The sequence below is a fragment of the Paracoccus xiamenensis genome (genome assembly GCF_011308835.1).
GTDB classification, from domain to species: domain Bacteria; phylum Pseudomonadota; class Alphaproteobacteria; order Rhodobacterales; family Rhodobacteraceae; genus Paracoccus; species Paracoccus xiamenensis.
Genome location: NZ_JAAOHY010000001.1, coordinates 1091631 through 1114066, shown reverse-complemented (window position 1 = coordinate 1114066; position 22436 = coordinate 1091631). Strand labels below are relative to the sequence as shown.

The following is a 22436-nucleotide window of genomic DNA, read 5'->3' as shown; positions in this document are numbered from 1 at the left end:
CTTTCGCCGTCTCCGGCGCGCCAAACACCGCCGGTTGCTGCCGAAAATTGCCTATGTCCCGCCGTTTGCCGCATGCAATGAGCTTCCGGTTATGGTGGTGCCGTTCAGGAAATATTGCCTGCCGCCTTTAGATAGGCGGTCACCATTACGATCAACTCGTCCTTTATTGCCGGGATTTGATCTCGGGCAAGATGGCCTTCAAGCACCGATCGCACCGGCCCTATCAATGCACCGAACGCGATTGCCCCAATCATTTCAGGATTATTGAGACGAATATCAGGGGCTGATCGCAGGGCATCAGCGATGTCCGCGAGCGTTCGTATACGTAACTGCGCGATCATCGCGCTGCCGCCGAGTTCTTCAGAAACAGCGTAAAGCGCACTCGATTCATTGGGATTGCGCAACTTGGTTTCCAGAAACGATGTTACCAGCGCTGCCGCAACCTCGGCGACTGGTTTGCCGCATGCAGAAGTCAACGCCGTGCTCATGGCGTCTGCTATGCCCGTCAGATGCTCGCTCAGCACGTCGGCAAGCAACGCATCGCGGTTGGGATAGTATTGATAGAGGCTGCCCACCGAAACACCGGCCCGCTCCGCCACCCGGGTGGTGGTGCATTGCCTTACACCATCGCGCACCAAAACCTGAATCACCGCGGCATGAAGGGCTTCCCGCGTCGCTCGGGAGCGATCTTGAACGGGTAATTTTCGGGCTTTCAGCGTGGCTGCCGGGGTGGTCATGAAACGCGAATTCCTAACGTGAAGGATCATTCATATATTGGAACCTCGACACGCGAACAAGGCATGAAAGGCATGATCTGTGGAAGAGACGTTTAAATTCGGCGCCCATTTGGTTCGGCGCATCGGCTATGGCGCCATGCAACTCGCTGGCCCGGGCGTGATGGGATCGCCATCCGATCCTGAGGCCGCGCGAATTATCTTGCGCGAAGCGGTCGCTCTTGGTGTCGATCACATCGACACCAGCGACTTTTATGGGCCGCATGTCACCAATCTGCTTATCCGTGAAGCGCTGTCGCCCTATCCGCACGATCTGCTTCTCGTCACCAAGATCCGCGCCAAGCGCGGCCGCGATGGATCGTGGAAGCCGGCGCTCTCGCGCGCAGACCTGTCAAAGGCGGTGGAGGACAATCGTCGCAATCTCGGACTGGATGTTCTTGAAATCGTCAACCTGCGAATGACAGGGACGAAGCATGGTCCCGTCAAAGGTTCAATTGCAGAGCCTCTATCAGTGCTGATCGACCTCCAGCGCCAGGGCTTGGTCCGAAACATCGGCATAAGCAACGTAACGTACGAGCAAGTCAAGGAAGCACGGGGCTTGTGCGACATTGCCTGTGTTCAGAACCACTACAATCTGGCCCATCGCGGGGATGACGCTCTCATCAACGAACTGGCCGCCGCCGGCATCGCCTATGTTCCCTATTTCCCGCTCGGCGGGTTCCAGCCGCTTCAGTTCGAGGCGTTGTCGCGAACCGCGCAAATACTTGACGCGTCCCCCAGCCAAGTGGCGCTCGCCTGGCTATTGCACCGTTCGCCGAACGTACTGGTGATCCCCGGCACGGGCTCGCTTGCGCATCTCCGCGAGAACCTCGCGGCCCAGCACTTGATCATCCCCGAACAACAACTGGCCGAGCTCAACGCTATTGCCACAGTCAGGCCCGAGGACGATCCCGGAGCCATCTGAATGGTGGCAGCGTCAGATTCCAATAGTTCACCAAAATCAGCATCAATCCATACTCGTAGCAAGGGACTCCCTTCATGCCGCATGTCGAAGTCGAAAACGCCACCATCCACTATCAATTGTTGGGCAATCCAGAGAAACCCAAGGTCATGCTTATAGCAGGGTTAGGTGGAGTTGGGATGTCATGGTGGCCACAGGTGGAACGGTTTGCCGGGCGTTACCATGTGGTGCTACCGGATCAGCGCGGAACCGGGCAAAGTTCTCGGCCGGCAGATGGCCATACAATGGCACAAAATGCTCAGGACATGGCTGCGGTGCTGCGACATGCCGGCGGTGGGCCGGCGCATATTGTCGGCTCGTCGGCCGGTGGCGCGATCGCTCAGATCATGGCGCTCGACCATAGCGAACTGGTGCGCAGTGTGACGTTAACTTCGTCCTTTGCCTGCGCGGACGCCTATATGCGCCGTGAGTTTTCCGTCCTGCGCTATTTGATGGAGCACGCCGACTTGCCGACTGTTTATGCCGCTTTCGCCATGATCCTGTTCGCCCCGGAATACGCCGCAGAGAATCCGGAAATGATCCAAGCGTGGATCGATCGCGCCGCTCAGGCGCCTGAGGAACGCGACGTCGCGATCAAACGCATCGATATGGTCATAGCGCACGATGAATTGGCGCGCCTCGGCACAATCCGTCGTCCGACTTGCGTCATCTGTGGCGATCAGGACGTGCTCACGCCGTTGTCGCTCTCGAAACAGATCGCCGACGCTATCCCCGGAACCGAAATGCATGTGATCGAAGCAGGTGGCCATCAGGTTCACGCGGAGAAGGACAGCCGCTACTTTGAGCTTGTCAGCTCTTTCATCGATAAGCACTGAACCGTAAAGTGGTGCCGACCGCACCTGAACTTCTCGCCGTCGCCGAGACTGGGGGTAGCAACCAGCAAGAGCAGTTGGGGTGAAGGGGGATCTCCCGGCCTGCATAAGCCCCTTGGACGCACGGAAGGCTGGGGATATTGCCCCCGGACAGTTCCATTTACCTTAGTGGCGCGAGGGCAACGCCCTCGGTATAACAAAACAAGCAGTCGCCGCCTCGCGGCGTGATTTGGGAGACACGTCTTGGCGCGCGATGAGGGCCTTGAAGAAATCTTACGGGGCGACCTTGGGGACATGTCTGGATTGACGGAAAAGGCCATGTTCGGTGGCTGGGCTTGGCTGCTTGATGGCAATCTGTTGTGCGCGGCACGCGACGATGGGATGCTTGCCAGAATCGGCAAGGACCGGGACGGCTGGGCGCTGGATATGCCTTGCGTGGTTCCGATGATCTCTCGCGGCCGGCGGATGCAAGGTTGGGTACGCGCCGGACCGTCGGCTTTCGGTGACGACGCGCTAAGGCGCAAGCTCGTCGATGCTGCACTCGCCTTCGTTCGATGACTGCCGGCAAAGTAGGCCGCTGCGGCGCGACCCGGAGGAGAACGCACTTCCACATTGCCCTGTGGAGAGCTGGAGGGTCGCCAGTAACAATGTCCCGGCGCTCTTGCCCCGGGGCCGTTTTTTATCAATCACTTTGGAGGGGTATAGCGTAGGTGTAGTTCTCGGTTTCGTCGGCTTCGGCCCGCCAGTTATATTGGCGAAAGCCCGAAAGCAGGTCCCTCGCGGGGCCTTTTTCTTTATGTACCAAAGGGGGTTGCGGGGACCATCCGCCCTTCGGAGACTGGCCGGCCGCGCCTCTGAGCGCCGACCGGTTCGTTCTTCCCCCGCCATCCCGGCAGGCGGGTTCAACGTCGCAACAGATTTCAATGAACTGATATGATTGCGCAGGTCCTGCGGAGCGTTAAAGCGGTCGTGTTGTCAGCACCGATAACATTTCATGCGCCCGCCTTTTCAGCGCGTCTTCGTCAACACCGGCTCTCGCATGCAGCGCGATATCCGCCAGAACGGCAGACAGGATCTTGGCCGCTATTGTCGGAGCGCAGGAGGTTTCACCGCGCGCCACGGTGTCGCTGGCCAGCTTCTCCAGCTGCAGCTCTACGTCGTTGAGGGTCGCTGCAAGGACGGCCTGGATATCCGGATCCTCAAGCGCTTCTGCTGTGGCTGTGCCAAAAACCAGACACCCACGCGCCTCGCCCGAGCAGTAGAGTTCGATGGCCGCGTCAAAGAATGCCGTCAGGGATTCTGAAAAGGACATTCGCGCCGACAGCGCGCCTTCGGTTGCTTGCGCCATGCGATTGCGAAACGCGTCGAGCGCCAGAAGATACATCGTCTTCTTGTTGCCAAACGCGGCAAAAAGACTTGGCCTGTTCATCCCCGTTGCCAGGGACAACTCCTCCAGCGATGTGGCGGAATAGCCCTGCCTTCTGAACGTCTCTGTGATCGCCAGCAGCGCTGCGTCACGATCATAGGCAGGAGGGCGGCCGCGTGGCCTTTTTGTTTTTGTACTGTCTTGCATAAATCTTATATCCATGGATTTATGTTCACATCAGTACATAAATAATCGGGACGAACGATACTCGCAATGGGACACAGACAGGCAACTGGCATGGGAAGTTTGGATTGGGGCGCAGGGGGGCGTGGCGCACTTGTATGGAACGAGAAGCTGCGGCTGCTTGGTAATCTGATCCTCGTAAAAGCCGCTGACTCGTGGGATCGCGTGACCGAAACGCTCGGGTTGCTGCGGCCAGAATGGACCGATACCGAAGTTCTGCTTCCCCCGATGAATGCGCTGACCGCAGATGCGCTGGCATTGGCCGAAGAGACGCATGCACCGGCATTGCTGGCGCATAGCTGGCGAACGTATCTGTTTGGTGCGCTGCTTGCCCGGCACGAACGGATCGACTTCGACCCGTCGCTCTTCTTTGCAGCTGCCATTCTGCATGATTTAGGCTTGACCGAAAGCCACAAGCCCGAGCTCTGCCAGGCGTGTTTTGCGCTGAGCGGCGGAGAGCGCGTTCGGGATCATCTGCACAGCCGAGGTCATTCCCAAGCGACCGCGCGCAAAATTGGCGATGCGATTTCGCTGCACCTGAATGGCCGTGTTTCACGCTATCGGCATGGCGCGGAGGCGCATCTCGTTTCGCGTGGCGCGAACTGTGACCTTTTCGGTGCAGGTCGCAGGAGGATATCTCGCGTCAACCTGATCGAGATTCACGAGCTGCATCCCCGCGACGGGGTGTTAGACGCGCTGCGCTTTGAAAGCGCGCGGCATCTTCGACACACGCGCGCGCAGGTGATGACGGCCCTGTCCAAAGGAAAGCGCCTGCCTGAACCATTCGCTGATATTGTGCTGCCAGGGACTGTGACATCGCGTTCAAACCCGTCAGCCCAGCCAAGATGAAGCAGGAGCGTTGACGTGACCCGGCCATTCAAGGTTGCCGCCGTTCAACGCTGTCTTTTCTTGATCTCGGTTGCGACCCTGGGCATGCGTTCGAATTCATCGCAAATGCCGCAGGCGATGCCCTTCGATGATCGGCGATGACGACGAAGTCGAATTTCGGCACTGGTCCAACCGCTTCGGGGCCGGTGCTGGATCAGTCCCTGCTGCCTGACCAAGCGTCAAAGACGTGCGGGCCGGATGCTGTGTTGTCGATCCGTCCGGGAATATGTGGAGGAATATCGGGGCTATCCGCCGCGAAAACGCCACAGCGGCGCAGGTGGCCGATCAGGGGCAGGCCGGGGGCTGCGCGTTCAAAATATGTACGGACCGAGCAGGGCGTGTGGTTGCGATTTGCAGATACGCCGATTTTGACGCCATGCAGACATGTCCAGGTATGCGTGTAGTCCGGATAAAGAACGCTCTGCGTCAGTTCGATCCCGCTATCATATTCATAGTCGTTCAGGAAAATCCTGTCGCCCAGCAACAGCGCGCTTCCCTGATATCGGTGATGCCGCCGTCCCGGTCGGTTGAACGGGCCCATCCGCTCCAGCCGGCGATAGAAGACATGTTCCCCCTCGGGCGCAAAGACGACAAGTGAGCGGACGATACGCCCGCGCTGCGACATGGAATAATAGTATTCGAAGAAACTTCCGGTCAGTTCCAGGACCCGCCGGTCACCCCGGGCGCGGATCTGGTCGAGATGTCGTTGCACCCGGTGGGCGAGACGATCGGAATCGAGACCGCGCAAGCGTACGATCTCTGAAAAGTCGGTTTGCGGCAGGACGATCTCATGCGGTTCAACCCCAAAATAATCGCAGATCCGCCGCAGCAGGGGGCGGCGAGGAAAGCTGCTGCCGGCCAGATAGCGGTTCAATTGGCTGCGGTTGATGTCCAGATCGCTGGCCACGCGCGAAATCGAAGGTTTGTAGCTGCATAGCAGCCGCAAATTGGGCGCGAAGAACTCCATGGTGTTAACTGTCTCGCTATCAGCACCGAAATGCACCAGTTGGCGCCAGTCTGCCTAATTGTGTCGAGCGGGCTTCGTCAAGCAATCTGCGGCAGATTAATTCGCCATGCCCGGAGCATCCAATGAATCCCGACAATCTTAGATCTTCGAAGACAAGGCCCACGCTGGGGATTGTGACCGGATCCGGACCCGAGGCTGGAATGGATCTGTGGTCCAAAGTCCTGCGAAAGAACGCCGATGCCTTTGGCGCGGATTTCGGTGGTGATACGGATGCCCCTCGGGTCATCGTCGTGTCAGAGCCGGAACTGGGCCTTTCGATGGATCTGGCCCGCAACGAGGCCGAGGTCTGGGCCGCAATGCAGCGGTCGCTGGCTGTGCTGGCACCGCAGGTTGATGCCTTCGCGATCGCCTGCAACACGCTGAACTGGTACGCGCCGAAGATTCAGGCGCTGGATCTGACGGCGCGACTTCTTTCCTTCCAGTCAGTCCTGACGGGCTGGATCGAAAAGACCGGCATATCGCGTGTCGCGCTTCTTGGTGCGGCGCCGGTAACCGAGATGGGAGAGTGGTCAGCCTATCGCTTTCTTGACACGCTGATTGATGTGGAGCGTCCGGCTGATCCCGCTGCCCTGCACGAGTTGATCCATGATGTCAAAAGGCTGGGCAGCCATAATGCCTCACTGCGGCCACGCTTCGCGGATCTGGTAAACGCGCTTGACGCCGATCACGTCCTGCTTGCCTGTACGGAGCTGCCATTGATTGCGGAAATTGCCACAGACAAGCAACTGGTTGACATGACGGATCTGGTCGCCGACGCATTGGTGGCCTGGTCGATGGATGGTGTGCTGAATTGATTGCCAAAAATGAGATACTGATCCTGCATACCGGCGGGACCATCGGCATGATGCCGGGACCCGACGGCCTGCGGCCTGCCAGCGGATTGGTGGAAAAGGCGCTGGCAGAGATCACCCCGGAAGGGGTGACGATCCGGGTTGTTGCCTTTGATCCGCTGCTGGACAGTGCAGAGGTGGGTCCAGTGCATTGGAACCGGCTGATAGACGCCGTCCATGCCGCGACGGGCGGCGTGCTGATTACTCACGGCACGGATACGATGACCTATACAGGTGCCGCCTTGTCGCAGGCGCTGCAAGGCATCGACCGGCCGGTCGTGTTGTGTGGCTCGATGCATCCACTGGGTACGGGTGGCGATGCCGAGGAAAATCTGGCGCTTGCGCTGAAAACCGTGATGTCGGGTGAGGCAGGTGTTTCGCTGGCCTTCGCGGGTGAGGTGTTGCCAGCCTCGGGGCTGGTCAAGCAGGATTCGCAACATGCGAATGCCTTTCGCAGCGTGGCGCAACGGCCGCTGGACGGCGCACTTCGTTACCGGACCTTCGCGGACAAGCGGCTGGCGGTGTTGACCATCACGCCCGGCATACCCGCCGCCGTCATCGACGCTGCTTTGAAAAAGCTGGATGGCGCGGTGCTGCGCGTTTACGGCACAGGCACAATGATGTCGGACCCGGCGCTTCTTACGGTGCTGACAGCCGCGTGCGACCGAGGCTGTCGACTGCGCGCCGTCAGCCAATGCGAAAATGGCGGGCTGGTGCCGGGCAGCTATGCTGCCGGTGCGCCGATCTGGCAGGCGGGTGTCCAGAATGGCGGCCCGGAAACGGCCGAGGCCGCACTGGCGCATATCTGGCTGGAGCTGTCCGACTAACCAACCCAGCAGCATACTGTCGCGGTCAGGCTGGTAACTTGCTTGGCCGCCATCGCCTCGCGAATTGCTGCATTGCCGTGGCGCGCCGCCCGAGATGTGTTGGTGCCTGTCCGACGCCGCTCAAACCTACCCAGCTTACGGGCGGGCCGCCTCTGCCTTGCGTCTGGCGGTCAGTGGCCCGATCCCATTTCAAAGCTTCGGCGTATAGGCCGTGACTTCAATCTCTACCTTGGCGTTTGGCAGCATCAGCGCCGAGCATACGGTCGAGCGGGCAGGCGGAGGGGAAGGAAAGTACTCGGCATAGATCCGGTTGAACGCCGGGAAATCGGCCGCGTCAGTCAGCCAGATCGTTGCGCGCACCACGTCCTTCAGATCGCTGCCAGTCGAGGCAAGGATATGCCGGATGTTGTCGAGGCATTGCCGCGTCTGCGCCTCGATCCCGCCATCGACCACCCGGCCATCGGAACCAAAGCCCAGCTGCCCGGACAAAAAGACAAAGTCTCCTGCACGTGCGGCTTTGGATAGCGGTACTGGTGTTCCGTCCGGAAGGGTGACGGGGCCCCCGATTGCTTCGATTGACATCATGTCTCCATTGTTTGCGTTGGAATTCAGAAACGGCGCATGCTGTAGTGGTCCTCGCTCAGGTAAGGCTGCCTGCCAGACATCAGATCGGCGACAGCGCGAGAGGTTCCGCTGGCCGTTGTCCACCCAAGATATCCGTGCCCGGTGTTCAGATAGAGGTTCTCTGGCCCGGACTGCCCGACAATTGGCAGGCAGTCTGGCGTCATTGGCCGATGCCCGCACCAGGTGGAAACGGGGTCGGCCGCGTTGATGATCGGCGCCAGATCGGGATATGTCGTCAGGGCTGCACGACGCAGATTATCGATGCGCGTCGGGTTGATCTCTGGTGAATAGCCACTGAACTCGGCAGTGCCGACAAAGCGGATGCGATTGCCCAGCGGAGTCATCCCGATATGCGCGTCGTCGTCGACAACTGGAATGGCGGGCTTGCGGCTTGCCTGAGACACATCGAATGTGACCGAGTAGCCCTTGACGGGTTTGATGGGTAACCTCAGCCGCAGCTTGCGTCCGATTTCCCGGCTCCAGAACCCGGCGGCCAGGACGACGGCATCGGCCGCAAGGCGACCTTTGTCGGTCACCAATCCAGTGATACGCGACCCCTGGGTTTCGAAGCCGTTAACGGTTTCGCCGAAGCGCAGTTCAACGCCGGCTTCCGATAATCTGGCCGCCAGGGCTCGGCAGAAAAGATGCGCGTCGCCATGCTGATCATCGGGGTAGTAGAAGCCCCCGCACAATCCATCGCCTATCCTGTCAAGCGCTGGCTCGATCCTTATCAGCTCGTCCGTTGAACACGGATTTACCCTGACACCGGACGCCGCAATATATTTGTTGATGGGTGTCACCCGGTCGAGTGACCGCCGGTTGCGATAGAACATGATGGTGCCGCGGCGGTCGCTGTCGAAACGAAGGCCCAAGCTGTCCGTCATCTCGTTAAGGACGCCTTGGCTGAAATGCGCCAGTCGGCTGTTGCGCTCGATCGTTCTGAAGTACCTGGAATATGTCGAGTTGCGCAGGAACCTCATCCCCCAGAGCAAGTAGCTGGGGATTGCCGATGCCTTGAGGTACAGCGCCGCTGTCTCATCATTCAGCGATGACAGAAGCGCCCTGAAGATACCGGGCGAATTCCACGGCGCCGCATGGCTGGGGGTGATCAGCCCGCCATTGGCGAGGCTGGTCTCCAATGCGACGCCTTCGCGGCGTTCCACCACAGTTACGTCCCAGCCATCGTTGTGAAGGAACCAAGCTGTCTGCAGACCGGCCAGACCGGCACCGACGATGATGGCTTTTTTGGGCATGAACGTTTCTCTTTTTTGCGTCGGCTATCAAGCTGGCAGCAGATGTCAGGCGCTGACCGGACATGCCGGCGCGCAGCTACGCAATCTGCATAGCAATAATTTTCTGAAAGGAAAATTATAATATACGAAAAACTGGTGGAAACTTTGGCGCGAGAGTGGCCGTCAAGAATTTACATAGCAGCTGCCGCGAGGCTGTTCGTTCGCGCGGTTGGAAGGTGCCCGGCTCTGGCGGTGTTACAGTTCCGGGGCTTCGGCACCCGGGTCGCCGCCAGCGCAGACGGCAAGCACGACGGCATCATCGTCCGAACCGCACAGATACGCATGGCCCATGGTGCTGTCGATATAAACGAAGTCACCCTCATTCAAAACGGTCGACGCGTAGAACTCGGTATGCAGTTCGATTTTTCCCTTCAGCACATAAATGAACTCTTCGCCCCGGTGGTGCGTAAGCGGCCCGAAGTCGCTGAGCGTGCGCGCCTTGATGCGGACGATGCAGGGAACCATGGATTTTACGACGAGCTCTGAGCAGAGATAGAGGTGGTCGTAGGTTTCCGTTTCCAGTCGCACACCTTCGCCATGCCGGCCAATCACTTGCCATCCGCGCGGCGCGCGTTCGACGGGGGCGGGCAAGGTCGGCTCTCCGAACATTTCGCTGATGGTCGTGGACAAGCCGCGTGCAAGTTTCACAATGACTTCGTAAGTGGGTGAAACTGCGTCGTTTTCCACTTTGGAGATCGTGGATGCGGAAACGTCGGAAAGCTTTGCCAGCTCGGTGAGGGTCATTTTTTGGTGCTTGCGACGCGCCTTGAGGCGCGCGCCAAAGGATGCGTTTGGTCCGCCGACAACGCTGTTCTTTGAGGTCATTTGCGATCCGGGGTGAGGGTGCCTGAGATCTTGCAGTCTAGGCACGGCGTCGGGGGCGCGCAATGTCATCGGGTAAAAATTTGTCGAATGATAAAATGATCACGATCTGCCGCCAGAAGCCGGAGGCGACCGAGGTACAGGTTTCGAACTCTGCGGCAAGGCTGGCGTGGGAGTGGGTACAGATAGCCCTATGTGTTTGCTATATATGCACAAGTCGGGCGTATCATCTTGGGCGTCAGGGCAGACAGCAGATTTTCGGGTCGAATGGAAGTTGAATAATTTTCCATTATTGCAAATGAAAAATTTGCCGATAGTATGTGATGCATAACGCGCCGTGCGCAAGCGGCGGGCGAGACAGGGGGGATGGGAAGACATGGACCACCGGATATTTGGCGACACGATCTGTCCGCCGTGTCCTCGCGTCGAAGATCGCGGGGGCCTTTCATGATCTGGCTGGTCCCTTTCGCCACGGCGCTGTTCCTCGCGTCGGGTCTTGCGTTGGCATATGTCTTCGGCGCCAGCACTGTTCTTGCGTTTTTCGCGACCGACAACACACGCTATCTTGCGGTGCTTCCGCAGAAGATTTTTTCCCATATCAGCGTTTTCGCCCTGCTTTCGATGCCGCTTTTCATCCTGGCGGGCGAGATCATGAATCGCGGTGGCATTACCCGTGCGCTGATTGACCTGTCGATGGTCATCGTCGGGCGCTTGCGTGGTGGGCTTGGCCACGTCAACGTTCTTTCATCCATCTTCTTCGCCGGGATTTCGGGTTCGGCGGTGGCGGATGCTGCTTCGTTGTCAAATACGCTGATCCCGGCGATGAAAGAGCGGGGATATCCGGAAGTCTATGCCGGGGCGATCACGGCGGCATCCTCGATCATCGGGCCGATCGTTCCGCCGTCCATCATCCTCATATTCTACGGCGCCATCATGCAGACATCGGTCGCCGCTTTATTTGTGGCGGGGATCGTGCCGGGCCTTTTGCTTGGGTCCGCACTTCTCGGCGCAAACGCCTTTTATGCGTGGCGGGATGATCACCCACGGATCGAAAAGGAAGACCGGCCAGAACCCCTTCGTGCCGTCCTGGTTGCCCTTCCGGCGGTATCGCTGCCGCTGATAATCGTGGGCGGGATCGTCTTGGGCTGGATGACCCCGACCGAGGCGGCGGCGGTCGCTGTATTCGTCGCGCTCATCGCCTCCAGCTTCTATTCGGGCATCACCTTTGACGACTTGCGGGCCAGCGTCGCGCGCACCGCCAAGCTGACAGGTTCGATCTTCATGGTCCTTTGCGGCATTGCCGCCTTCGGCCATTTGGCCTCGTTAGAGCGTATTCCACAAGCAATCGCCGCAACGATTGCTGAGCTTGGCCTTGGCCCGGTCGGGTTCATGATTGCGATGAACCTGCTGCTGATCGTCGCAGGCATGTTTTTCGAGATCATCATGGCACTGGCCCTGGTCGTCCCATTGCTGGCGCCGATCGCGCTGGAAAATGGGGCGGACCCCGTTCATCTGGGCATTGTCATCTGCTTCAACCTTTGCGTCGGCCTTGTAACGCCGCCCTTGGGTGGCTGCCTGATGATCGTCTCGACGGTTGCCAAGATGAAGTATTGGGCACTGGCGCGCGCAGTTCTGCCATTCGTGCTGATCGAGATCGTCGTGCTGCTCATCATCATATTCGTCCCCGACCTGACGCTGTTTCTGCCGCGTGCAATGGGTCTTTGGGAATGAAAATCCGGTCGCCACGACCGCAAACAGGAGAGGAGATCAAAAAATGTCAGTGATGAAACTATGCGCAGGCACCGTTGCCATGATTGTCTGCGCATCGCAATTGTCCGCCGCCCCGGTCAAGATTGCGCTTGAAGGTGCGCCGGATCTGGAAAAATCCGGCACATATGTCTGGGTTCACACCTTCGGCGAATACCTCGAGTCGCACGGCATGGAAGTGCAGGAATTCGAGCGTGGTTCACTGGGCGATGAAGCAGAGAAAATGGACCAGATCCAGCAGGGTTTGTTGGAGGTGTCGTCTTCAGATACAAAGCGCGTCTCGCAGCTTGCGCCAAGCCTGACGCCGCTGACGCTGCCGTATTTCGTCCCCGATTTCGCTGCCTTGGATAAGGGCCTGTATGACGGCGGCATGATCGACAAGATCAACGAAGAGGCCGCGCCGCACGGGCTTCGTGTCATCGGCATTTCCAGCCTGGGTCTGCCCGCGGGGATCTTCAATACGAAACATGCCGTCAAATCGCCCGCCGATCTGGCCGATCTTCGCATGCGCGCGCTGGATGAGACGGACATTGCCATCTACGAGCTGTGGGGCACACGCGGCACCATCGTCAGCTGGGACGAGGTGCCGAACGCGCTTCAGACAGGGATTGCAGATGGCTATCTCAATCCGCCGATCGTGCCGATCCTGTATGGCCATACTGGTTTCATAAAGCACTTTACCGATGCGCGGATGTCGACCGCGCACCGCACAATCGTCATTTCCGAAGACTGGTATCAAGGTCTCAGCGCCGAAGAACAGCAGATCGTTGACGACGCGGCTGCGGCGGCGACGGCAGCCAATCGGGAATGGCTTGCCGGCCGCGCAAGCGAACTCGATCAGCTGCGCGAGGCGGGGATCGAGGTGACAACACTAAGCCCGGATGTCTGGTTGGAGTTCCAGCAGCTGTCCATGCCATTGTGGCAGCAGGTCCCGATGCCGGAAGGCTTGCTGGATTCCTGGAAACAGGCAATGGGGAACTAGGGCAATGCGCGCGCTTGCACTCGCACTCGACCGCGTGTCTGATGCCTTGGCACGGATCGCCCTATGGGGTGCCGTTCTGTCCATCATCGTGATGGTGCTGAGCGCCGGTTGGCAGGTGCTCGCGCGCTATTTGCTTGATACGCCCCCGCCATGGACCGAGGAGGTCGCGCGTTTCATGATGGTTTGGGCAGGGCTTCTGGGGGCGGCGAGCGCGTTCCGCAACCACGAAGACCCCTCTCTCTTTCCCGAGATGCGGGAAAAGACCGGGCTGATGGGGGATTGTTTCCTGGTCATTCGCAATGCCGCCGCGCTGATCTTTACCTTGCCGGTCCTGTGGTTCTGCCTTGTGGGTTTGAACGGTCAGTTTGGCTCGGGCTATATCGCCCGGACGATGGCCAGAACGGCGGACACGATGGGCGTGTCGATGGCCGTGTTCAGCGTGGCCATTCCAATCGGGTTCGCGCTGATTGGCCTGTTTTCGATTGCAGAGCTGCTTCTGCATTTCTGCGTTCGCCGCGTTACGGCCTCGCGCAGCCATCCAGCCAAGCCATTGGACAGGTTGCAATAAGGCGAAGGCTCGCTGTCCTGATCGCCGCCGAGGCGTTCGACCTCTCGCGATGCTCGACACGAAGTTCCTTAATATGGGCCGGTTGCGCGGGGACGCATGGTCAACTGAATAACCGTCGAGAGGCCCGCATTGCCGGTACCGCCTCGGAAGAAGGATGCTGATATGAAAGTACTCATTGCCTGTCTGGCGACCGAAACGAATTCTTTCGCGCCCATGCCGACGGGGCGGTTGGCGTTCGAGACAGAGCTGATGACCCGCGAAGCCACAAAAATGATACCAATCGTATCTACCGAACCGCTGATCGAATGGCGCCAACTGGCCGAGGCTCGCGGTTGGGAGGTTTTCGAAAGCCTCAGCGCCGTTGCCCCGCCAGCCGCGCCGACGGTCCGCGCGGTGTATGAAGAAATGCGGGACGAAATTCTTGACGATGTCCGCAGAGAGCGGCCCGACATACTGCTCCTTTCGATGCATGGCGCGATGATGGCGCAGGGCTATGACGACTGCGAAGGCGACCTCTTGTCACGTGCGCGTGCCATTCTTGGACCGAAGGCAATCATCGGGCTTGAGATCGACCCGCACTGCCACCTGACACCGCTGATGATCGAATGCGCGGATGTGATCGTGCTGTTCAAGGAATATCCGCATACGGACGCACGTGAACGCGCGCATGAGCTTTTTTCGATGGTGGCCGATACGGCTGGAGGCAAGATCAGGCCTGTCATGCGCGATTATGACTGCCGGATGATTTCGATGTACATGACACCCACCGAACCGATGCGCAGCTTTGTCGATGAGATGATGGCGCGTGAGGGAAAGGATGGCGTCCTGCACATATCTCTGGCGCACGGCTTCCCTTGGGGCGACAACCCTTCGGTCGGGACGCGGATGCTGGTTGTTACGGATGGCGATGCAGAAAAGGCATCGGTCGTCGCGCGCGAGTTCGGCGAGCGGCTTTGGACATTGCGCGATCAGGTCGGTACTGATTACCCCTCCGTCAATGAGGCCCTTGACCGCGCCGAGAATGCGGGCGCTTACCCCGTCGTGCTGGCCGATTTCGCGGACAATGCCGGCGGCGGCGCCCCCTCTGATGCGACCTATGTGCTGCGCGAGGTGCTGGACCGTGGCATGAAGGACGTGGCGATCGGGATGTTCTGGGATCCGGTCTTGGTCAACATGTGCCTCGACGCCGGAATTGGCGCGCAGATGGAGGCGCGCGTCGGCGGCAAGATCGGCAAATCCTCTGGCGATCCGGTTGATCTTCGGGTCGTTGTCCGAGGCATCAGCAGGGATTCCACCCTCAGACTGGGCGACGCGACGATGAATGTGGGGGCATTGGTCTGGATCGAGGCCGATGGCGTGCATCTGATCCTCAGCGAGAAGCGGGCGCAGTGTCTCAGCCCCGAAACATTCACGCTTCCCGGCCTCGATCTCAGCACGATCAAGGTGATCGTCGTCAAGTCGAGCAATCACTTCTACCTGAACTTCCTGCCGATTGCCGCCGATATCATCCACATGCGAGGCCGCGGTGCGATTTCGCCGGATATGACTGGCATCCCGTTGACAAAGCGGGATGGAAACTACTGGCCGAAGGTTGCCGATCCGTTTGACGAGAGCGGCTGACGGCAACCGTCGCCCGCCGCCCGGACGCAGGCGTGGGGATGCGGGTGATGGAAAATGGCCCCTTGGGCGGGATTGTTCTGCCGGCTTCGGCTCGGAACTGAAAAAAACGCTACGTCTGGTGATGGGCGCCGTGGCGGGCCGAAGCCGACGACACGGGGGGGTACAGCTGAGTCATAACCCTCTGAATGACAGGCATGAGCAATTCGCAACCATGCTGATTGCTGTCATACCCACTTAATTGACAATCTAGGTCAATCGTCCTAGCGGTGGTGCGTCGCAATATAGGATGCCTTGCATGACCGTCCCTGTAACCCGTGACCTGATTGTCGAGAGAGCCGACGACCTTTTCTACGAAGGTGGGTTTGAGGCCACGTCTTTCGCTGACATTGCCGTTGCGGTCGGTATTTCACGGGGAAACTTCTATCATCACTTCAAAACCAAAGATGCGATTCTGGATGCAGTGATTTCCCGCCGATTAAGGCGAACAGCCGAAATGCTAGAGGCGTGGAAGGCGGAGGGGAGCACACCCCGTGAACGTATCCTGTCCTTTATCCATATACTTGTTGTCAATCGCACGAAGATCATGGCTTTCGGCTGTCCCGTTGGAACACTGTGTTCTGAATTGGCAAAGCTCGATCATGGCGCACAGTCCCGAGCCGCCAAGATATTCAGCCTGTTTCGGGACTGGCTGGCGGTTCAGTTTCGCGCCCTTGGCCTGGAAGATGAGGCTGAGGAACGGGCGATGCATCTTCTGACGTGGTCGCAAGGTGTGGCTGTCATGGCCTCGGCATATCGGGACGAAGCCTTCATTCACCGTGAAGTTGCCGGAATTGAGAGATGGCTGGACGACCAATCTGGCATGTCCATCCCCCAAAACTGAGCAGAGGAACAAAGATGTTCATCACCTTCCTGGAATTTTCCGACAATAAAACTGCCGCGTCCGAATTCATGGCGGCGCATAACGATTGGATCGCACAGGGTTTTGCCGAGGGTAAATTCTTATGCGTGGGCTCGCTTTCTCCGGCGGCGGGCGGCGCAATCATCTCGCACGGTGAGAGCCGTGATGAACTTGAGGCGCGAGTGGCCACCGACCCATTCGTGGTACATGGTGTTGTCTCTGCCGAAATCCGCGAAATCGATGCAAAGCGCACGATTCCGGCGCTGAATTTCCTGAAAGAACCGGCATGAGCGTGACCGTGTCGGGCCCTGATGGGCGCTCTCGTTGCGGCTGGTGCGCTGCCGCGCCGGAGTTTTTCGATTATCATGACAAAGAGTGGGGGTTTCCGGTTGCCGACGATATCCGTCTGTTCGAGAAGCTGTGCCTGGAGAGCTTTCAGTCGGGCCTGAGTTGGCGGACGATCCTGAACAAACGCGATAATTTCCGGATGGCGTTCCAGGGTTTCGACTTCCGCAAAGTGGCGTCGTTCGACGAAGCTGATGTGGCCCGGCTGTTGAGTGACGTGGGAATCGTACGCCACCGCGGCAAGATCGAAGCCGTGATCAACAACGCGCGTTGTGCCTGCGAGTTGGCGGACGCCGAAGGGTCCTTAGCCGCATTTATCTGGCGCTTCGAACCTCGGGACGAGACGGCTCCTCCACAAAGCCGCTCGACTTCCCCCATGTCGGTGGCTCTTTCAAAAGAGCTGCGTAAGCGGGGCTGGAAATTCGTTGGTCCTACAACAGTTTATGCGTTCATGCAGGCCATGAGGCTGGTCAACGATCATGCTGAGGGATGTGTGATGCGTGATGAAGCCCATCGGGCCAGAGCCGCGTTTCATTCGCCATCCTGATTGCGGGCAAGACCACATTGCCCTCTCCGGCTTTCAGAATTTCATAGGCATGCTGCGTTTCACCGCCACTTGGTACGTACACGGCGATCAACGGCATATAGGCCATGTTCGGCGACAATCGGCGGTGAATGGCGGGCCGAAGCCGATGAAAAAGAGAACTACACCTACGCCATAGCCCTACAAAGTGAATGAACCACTCAATCACGTGACGTCTCACGGCAACCAAGAATCTCAGAGCGGAGCTCCTACGCCTGATGCGGCCAAGGTTCGCTTTGAGCCCTAGGCTCAGGACCTATTGATTTCCGGTTGGCGGAATGGTTCACGGCTCGAAAAACGAGCGGTAAACATGTCTGATCGTTTCTGGTTGAGCGCCGCGCAGATGGCGCGACTTGAGCCCTTTTTCCCGAAGTCCCATGGCACGCCCCGCGTGGATGATCGACGGGTGCTGAGCGGCATTATCTTCATCAATCGCAATGGTTTGCGTTGGCGCGACGCACCTAAGGAATACGGGCCACACAAGACGCTCTACAACCGTTGGAAGCGGTGGAGCGACAAAGGAATTTTCGCACGGATGATGACCGGGTTGGCTGCCGAACACGGCGAGGAAAAGACCGCGATGATCGACGCGACCTACCTCAAGGCTCACCGCAAAGCGTCCAGTTTGAGCGTCAAAAAAGAGGGCGCGGCCGCCTGATTGGTCGGACAAAGGGTGGTATGAACACCAAGCTGCACGCCATCTGCGACAGCCAGGGCCGCCCGCTCAACCTGTTTGTTACCGCAGGTCAGGTCAGCGACTACATCGGAGCGCGAGCTTTGCTGAGCAGTATTCCTGATGTTGACTGGTTACTCGGAGATCGCGGCTATGACGCAGATTGGTTCAGAGAAGCGTTGAAAGACAAGGGTATACGACCCTGCATCCCGGGTCGGAAACAGCGCAAGACAACCGTTCGGTCTGACAAGCAGCGATACAAACGGAGAAACCGTATCGAGATCATGTTCGGCAGGCTAAAGGACTAGCGACGCGTCGCGACACGATATGACAGATGCCCGAAGGTCTTCCTGTCCGGCATAGCCCTCGCAGCCCTCGTCATTTACTGGCTATGAGTCCTGAGCCTAGGCGACGCCGGAACAGCTGAATGATGTGCTATTGCGGCCTAGCGATCCGAGGTCTTGGGTCCCGTGTCTGGCCTCCTGTCACCCGACATCGGGCGCTTAGCGCACCGCGCCTGTCGAGGCAACCGCGGGGAAACTGGTCGAGTTCAAATGAAATCTCGGGCTATCCTGAATTCTATGCCCAGGCCGGTTTCACTCAGGCGCTCTTCGAAGAAAATGGCGAGTTGGTTTTTCGGTAGCTTGCCGGGGGTACGCCGATGACACGTTTGAAAGCCCGGTTGAACGCAGCCTGTGATCCGTACCCCAACTGATGGGCCAGCTGAGCCACCGGAATATGCTCGCTTTCAAGCCGTTTCGCGGCGATACCCATCCTTAACTCGGTTAGATAACGCAGCGGACTCAGCCCGACTGTTTTTGTGAAACGCTCCGAAAACGCCGAGCGAGACGCCCCCAACAATGCAGCCATAGATGGGACATCCCAATCACGGGATGGATCACTGTGGATCGCGACCAGAACGCGCGCCAGACCCGGATCCTGCAGTGCGGCAATCACACCAGTCGTATTATCGCATCCACATTCTATCCATCCCCGGACGATCAGTGCCGCAATCACATCGGCAAGGCGTGCCAACACACCTACCGAGCCCGCCCGATCTTCGGACATTTCGCGCTCCATCGCTGCCAGGATGGTTCGCATTTCCGGCTGGCGTGAGAGGAGGGCACCGACCGACATCACCTCTGGCATGAAAGAGACCAGTGGATGCATTGTCGCCATATCAAGCTCCATCGTGCCTGTCAGGATCGTGCAGTCCGTCGTGCGGCAAACCGAAGGATCACAGTCGCGGATTTCGCAAAAGACTTCGCAGACGGGCTCTGGCGTAAAGCTTTCGAATGATCGAGATGGGACACGAGGCGCGGATAGAACTTTGTGAGGATGGCCCCGTGGGACCAGCACAGCATCGCCGGCTTGCATCAGGCGAGGCTCGAGGTTTGGCAGCAGCAGATAAGCTTGCCCTTGGCCGACAAAATGAAAGCGCGCTCCGCTAAACTCATCGAACTGGATGCCGAAGGGTGGCGACAGCCGCAGGCGCCAATACCGCGCACCTTGCAGGCGCATCCCCATCAATAACTCACTTACTGCGTCTCGTGGGGGGACATCTCTGGGGTTTCGATCAAGCATACAGGTAAAGCTGACATAGATTGTCCAGAATTTCTACCCCAGATCCCAGCCATTACGTTCTCAAGGTGGGATAGAGACATGACGACTGAAATATCAGCTTCGCCGGAAATCAATCTGGAAGCGGAGCAAGCTGACACCCAAGACAAGCATGCGCATTGGGCAGGTGTCGTTTCAATGTCATTGGGTGTGTTCGCTCTTGTGACTGCGGAGTTCTTGCCCGCAAGTCTGTTGACGCCAATGGCGAGCGGGCTGCAGATCAGTGAGGGTGCGGCGGGACAAGCGGTAACGGCTACAGCGATTGTCGCATTGGTGACAAGCTTGTTGATATCGGTCGTGATCGGTGCGCTGAACCGCAGGCTTGTGCTGATTGGCTTTTCTCTTTTGCTGATCGTCTCAAATCTGATTGTTGCAGCGGCGCCGGGGTTAACAACGATCCTTGTCGGGCGGATTTTGCTTGGCGTCGCATTGGGTGGATTCTGGACGCTTTCGACGGCAACGGTGATGAGGCTCGTTCCAACGGATGCAGTTCCCCGCGCATTGGCCATCGTCTTTATGGGCGTATCCGCCGCCACGGTCGTCGCGGTGCCTGTCGGCAGTTATCTGGGTGCCTTGATTGGCTGGCGCGGGGTATTTGTCGCCGCATCGGGCTTAGGTGTCGTGGCTGCCCTGATCCAGTTCGCGACGCTTCCCTCGCTGCCTGCACGCAACCGACGTTCGCTCAATGTCTTGCTTGATGTGATGCGACGTCCGGGCATTGGTATTGGCATGCTTGCAGTTCTGCTTGTCTTCGCCGGGCATTTCACGTTCTTCACCTACATCCGTCCCTTCCTGGAAGACGTGACCCACGTCCAGGTGGCTGGTGTTACCGCGATCCTGTTTGCTTTCGGGATCGCGAATTTCATCGGTACCTACCTTGTCGCGTATGTGATCGAGCACTCCCTCAGGTTCGCATTGCTGCTCATGCCGATGGTTATGGTCGTCCTCGCGCTCTCTCTGTCCGCTTTCGGCGGTATACCGGCACTTGATGCGGCGCTGATTGCGATCTGGGGGCTGGTTTTTGCTGGTGTTCCGGTGTCGTGGTCAACTTGGATTACCCGAACACTATCGGATGAGGCTGAAACCGGCGGCGGGCTGATCGTCGCTGCGATAAACTTGGCAATAGCGATTGGCGCCGGCTTCGGTGGGTTTCTGCTGGAGACGGTCGGATCCAGGGGGGTGTTTGCCGCGAGTGGCGCAATCTGTCTGATCGCGACGGTGATCATTCTGGCGCGTGTCAAGGCAAAGTGAACACGGCCGACGCTAGATCGCGCGGTGATCAACCTTCGGCCGCTAGCGGCGGCTCGAAGGTTCCACCTAAATCCATCGTCGGCGTCTTCTAATTCGGGTCATCGGCCGCAGACGCGCCGACATGCCGCAACGACACTATCGACAGAATTACGAGAGCGGTCGCGAGTATGGCGGCCACAGTCGCGGCACCGTTCAGGCCAGAAACGAATGCAGCACGGGCTTGCTCAATCACACTGGCGGGCAGAGATTCCTGAAGCGCAATCGCAGTCGAAAGCCCTTCGGTAACCGCATCCAGCTGTGAGGGATCAAGGTCGGCGGAAAGCGTACTGGCAAGGTCGCGACCGTAAATGAACGTCGCAATGCTTCCAATAATCGCGACACCGAGCGCTGCGCCCAATTCCTGGACCATCTCTGACATTGCCGAGGCCGCGCCGGCCTTGGCTGGCGGCGCGGCACCGACCACGAGGTCGGTGCCGAGCGCGGCGATCACCCCGAGCCCCAGATAGACGAGCGAGAACCCAGCCAGAAGAAGGCCGACGCTACCCGTTGGCGCAACCATGGTCATCATGACGTAGCCCAATGCCGAAAGTGCGATAGCCGCGCCCACGACCAGCCCAGGTTTTACGCGCCGCGCTACGAGGGGAGCGACTATGCCCGCCAGGAACATCGTCAACGCCGGTGGCCCCATCCAGATGCCAGCAATAAGCGGGGGAAATCCTGACACGAGTTGGAGATACTGTGTCACGAGCAGCATCGCACCGCTCACGCCGACAAGACTGAGCAACAAGATGACCAATGCGGCCGAGAAGGACCGGTTGGCGAATAAGCGTATGTCGAGCAGGGGTTCGCGTAAGCTCAGTTGTCTTCTGACGAACGCAACGGCGAACAAGATGCTGGCGATTGCGGCCAGGATCGTCGCCACGTCGATGCCATGCTTCGCGGCTTCTTTGAGCGCGTATATCCCGGGCAGGATGCCAAGAAGCGACAGTGCTACGCTGAACAGATCGAACCGTCCCCTTGCGGGATCACGATACTCTGGCAGCAATAGGGGGCCCGCCACGAGTAAAATCCCCACGACCGGGAGCGCCACAAGAAACGCTGACCCCCACCAGAACCGTTCGAGAAGAAGACCGCCAACGAGTGGCCCGGCGGCCATACCCAATGCAAACATCGTCGCCCAAAAGCCGATGGCCAATGAGCGCTGAGATGGAACTGCGAACATGTTGCTGATAAGGGCCAATGTGCTCGGCATGAGCGTCGCGCCCGCGACACCAAGGATGGCGCGGGCGAAAATCAGCATCTCAGGGCTGGTCGAGTAGGCGGCCAGAACAGATGCGGCCGCAAACGCAATACCGCCGATCAGCAGAAGTTTGCGACGCCCGATCCGGTCGCCAAGCGCACCCATGGTGATAAGAAAACCCGCGATCATGAAGCCATATATGTCCATGATCCATAGAGTCTGTGTGCTGGTCGGCTGAAGATCCTCCGCCAGTGCGGGAAGCGCCAGATAGAGCAAAGTCATATCCAGGCCGAGTAGCACCGTTGGCAGCGCCAGAACGGCCAAGCCCAGCCAGGTCTTGATGCTGGCTGGTGCGGGCATTTCTGCGGAGCAGGTAAGGGTGTCGATAGCCATATTGCCTCCT

General features: G+C 58.8%; 22 protein-coding genes and 1 pseudogene. 15 read left to right on the top strand and 8 right to left on the bottom strand.

Features of this window, described 5'->3' with window-relative positions; genetic code table 11:
* Nucleotides 1–104 precede the first annotated feature (104 nt).
* Nucleotides 105–737 carry a TetR/AcrR family transcriptional regulator gene (locus G7044_RS05495; protein WP_166326761.1) on the bottom strand — a complete coding sequence of 211 codons (633 nt, stop codon included), beginning with the start codon at nt 735–737 and terminating at the stop codon, nt 105–107.
* A 79-nt stretch (nt 738–816) separates the two neighbouring features.
* Here G7044_RS05495 and G7044_RS05490 point away from each other — a divergent pair, with 79 nt between their 5' ends.
* The 3 genes from G7044_RS05490 to G7044_RS05480 all read left to right on the top strand — a co-directional run bounded on the left by G7044_RS05490 (nt 817) and on the right by G7044_RS05480 (nt 3125).
* Nucleotides 817–1698: an oxidoreductase gene (locus tag G7044_RS05490; RefSeq protein ID WP_166326759.1), complete on the top strand. Its 882-nt coding sequence runs from the start codon at nt 817–819 to the stop codon at nt 1696–1698.
* Between the two features lie 74 nt (nt 1699–1772).
* Nucleotides 1773–2570: an alpha/beta fold hydrolase gene (locus G7044_RS05485; RefSeq protein ID WP_166326757.1), complete on the top strand. Its 798-nt coding sequence runs from the start codon at nt 1773–1775 to the stop codon at nt 2568–2570.
* A gap of 240 nt (nt 2571–2810) precedes the next feature.
* A complete protein-coding gene (locus tag G7044_RS05480) occupies nt 2811–3125 on the top strand; it encodes a TfoX/Sxy family protein (protein ID WP_166326755.1) in 315 nt (104 codons plus the stop codon).
* A 400-nt stretch (nt 3126–3525) separates the two neighbouring features.
* Here G7044_RS05480 and G7044_RS05475 read toward each other — a convergent pair whose 3' ends face one another.
* Nucleotides 3526–4140: a TetR/AcrR family transcriptional regulator gene (locus tag G7044_RS05475; protein ID WP_166326753.1), complete on the bottom strand. Its 615-nt coding sequence runs from the start codon at nt 4138–4140 to the stop codon at nt 3526–3528.
* 90 nt (nt 4141–4230) lie between these two features.
* Between G7044_RS05475 and G7044_RS05470 the strand changes: the two genes are divergently transcribed.
* Nucleotides 4231–5025: an HD domain-containing protein gene (locus tag G7044_RS05470; protein ID WP_166326751.1), complete on the top strand. Its 795-nt coding sequence runs from the start codon at nt 4231–4233 to the stop codon at nt 5023–5025.
* 193 nt (nt 5026–5218) lie between these two features.
* Here G7044_RS05470 and G7044_RS05465 read toward each other — a convergent pair whose 3' ends face one another.
* Nucleotides 5219–6067: a helix-turn-helix domain-containing protein gene (locus tag G7044_RS05465; RefSeq protein ID WP_328803812.1), complete on the bottom strand. Its 849-nt coding sequence runs from the start codon at nt 6065–6067 to the stop codon at nt 5219–5221.
* A gap of 164 nt (nt 6068–6231) precedes the next feature.
* On the opposite strand from G7044_RS05465, the gene G7044_RS05460 reads away from it, so the two are divergent.
* Together G7044_RS05460 and G7044_RS05455 are read left to right on the top strand one after the other, a co-directional pair.
* Nucleotides 6232–6885, top strand: coding sequence for an aspartate/glutamate racemase family protein (locus tag G7044_RS05460; protein ID WP_235931138.1), 654 nt, complete (start codon nt 6232–6234; stop codon nt 6883–6885).
* Nucleotides 6882–7748 carry an asparaginase domain-containing protein gene (locus G7044_RS05455; RefSeq protein WP_235931137.1) on the top strand — a complete coding sequence of 289 codons (867 nt, stop codon included), beginning with the start codon at nt 6882–6884 and terminating at the stop codon, nt 7746–7748. The genes G7044_RS05460 and G7044_RS05455 overlap by 4 nt, the downstream gene beginning before the upstream one ends.
* 189 nt (nt 7749–7937) lie before the next feature.
* Here the strand turns inward: G7044_RS05455 and G7044_RS05450 are convergent, their stop codons facing one another.
* The 3 genes from G7044_RS05450 to G7044_RS05440 form a co-directional block, all read right to left on the bottom strand.
* Nucleotides 7938–8330 carry a RidA family protein gene (locus tag G7044_RS05450; protein WP_166326747.1) on the bottom strand — a complete coding sequence of 131 codons (393 nt, stop codon included), beginning with the start codon at nt 8328–8330 and terminating at the stop codon, nt 7938–7940.
* Nucleotides 8331–8356: 26 nt separating this feature from the next.
* On the bottom strand, nt 8357–9625 hold the full coding sequence (locus G7044_RS05445; RefSeq protein ID WP_166326745.1) for a D-amino acid dehydrogenase: 1269 nt from the start codon (nt 9623–9625) through the stop codon (nt 8357–8359).
* 234 nt (nt 9626–9859) lie between these two features.
* Nucleotides 9860–10489, bottom strand: coding sequence for a helix-turn-helix domain-containing protein (locus tag G7044_RS05440; RefSeq protein ID WP_166326743.1), 630 nt, complete (start codon nt 10487–10489; stop codon nt 9860–9862).
* A 444-nt stretch (nt 10490–10933) separates the two neighbouring features.
* Here G7044_RS05440 and G7044_RS05435 point away from each other — a divergent pair, with 444 nt between their 5' ends.
* The 8 genes and pseudogenes from G7044_RS05435 (at nt 10934) to G7044_RS05400 (ending at nt 18317) form a co-directional block, all read left to right on the top strand.
* Nucleotides 10934–12217 (top strand): TRAP transporter large permease, encoded by a 1284-nt coding sequence (locus G7044_RS05435; protein ID WP_166326741.1) that lies wholly within the window; start codon nt 10934–10936, stop codon nt 12215–12217.
* The gene (locus G7044_RS05430) at nt 12195–13235 is read left to right on the top strand and encodes a TRAP transporter substrate-binding protein (protein WP_328803811.1); all 1041 of its coding nucleotides are present in this window, start codon (nt 12195–12197) and stop codon (nt 13233–13235) included. Before G7044_RS05435 ends, G7044_RS05430 begins: the two co-directional genes overlap by 23 nt.
* Before the next feature lie 4 nt (nt 13236–13239).
* Nucleotides 13240–13803 (top strand): TRAP transporter small permease, encoded by a 564-nt coding sequence (locus G7044_RS05425; protein WP_166326739.1) that lies wholly within the window; start codon nt 13240–13242, stop codon nt 13801–13803.
* Between the two features lie 162 nt (nt 13804–13965).
* Complete coding sequence (locus G7044_RS05420; protein ID WP_166326737.1) at nt 13966–15423, top strand: M81 family metallopeptidase; 1458 nt, start codon at nt 13966–13968, stop codon at nt 15421–15423.
* 295 nt (nt 15424–15718) lie between these two features.
* Nucleotides 15719–16303: a TetR/AcrR family transcriptional regulator gene (locus tag G7044_RS05415; protein ID WP_166326735.1), complete on the top strand. Its 585-nt coding sequence runs from the start codon at nt 15719–15721 to the stop codon at nt 16301–16303.
* Nucleotides 16304–16317: 14 nt separating this feature from the next.
* Nucleotides 16318–16611: a YciI family protein gene (locus tag G7044_RS05410; protein WP_166326733.1), complete on the top strand. Its 294-nt coding sequence runs from the start codon at nt 16318–16320 to the stop codon at nt 16609–16611.
* Complete coding sequence (locus tag G7044_RS05405; protein ID WP_166326731.1) at nt 16608–17213, top strand: DNA-3-methyladenine glycosylase I; 606 nt, start codon at nt 16608–16610, stop codon at nt 17211–17213. The genes G7044_RS05410 and G7044_RS05405 overlap by 4 nt, the downstream gene beginning before the upstream one ends.
* 346 nt (nt 17214–17559) lie before the next feature.
* Nucleotides 17560–18317 (top strand): annotated as a pseudogene (locus G7044_RS05400) (IS5 family transposase).
* A 205-nt stretch (nt 18318–18522) separates the two neighbouring features.
* Here the strand turns inward: G7044_RS05400 and G7044_RS05395 are convergent.
* Nucleotides 18523–19506, bottom strand: a complete 984-nt coding sequence (locus G7044_RS05395) for an AraC family transcriptional regulator (RefSeq protein WP_166326729.1) — start codon at nt 19504–19506, stop codon at nt 18523–18525.
* Between the two features lie 78 nt (nt 19507–19584).
* Between G7044_RS05395 and G7044_RS05390 the strand changes: the two genes are divergently transcribed.
* Complete coding sequence (locus tag G7044_RS05390; protein ID WP_166326727.1) at nt 19585–20793, top strand: MFS transporter; 1209 nt, start codon at nt 19585–19587, stop codon at nt 20791–20793.
* A gap of 88 nt (nt 20794–20881) precedes the next feature.
* Here G7044_RS05390 and G7044_RS05385 read toward each other — a convergent pair whose 3' ends face one another.
* Nucleotides 20882–22426, bottom strand: coding sequence for an MFS transporter (locus tag G7044_RS05385; protein ID WP_207630167.1), 1545 nt, complete (start codon nt 22424–22426; stop codon nt 20882–20884).
* Nucleotides 22427–22436: the final 10 nt, after the last annotated feature.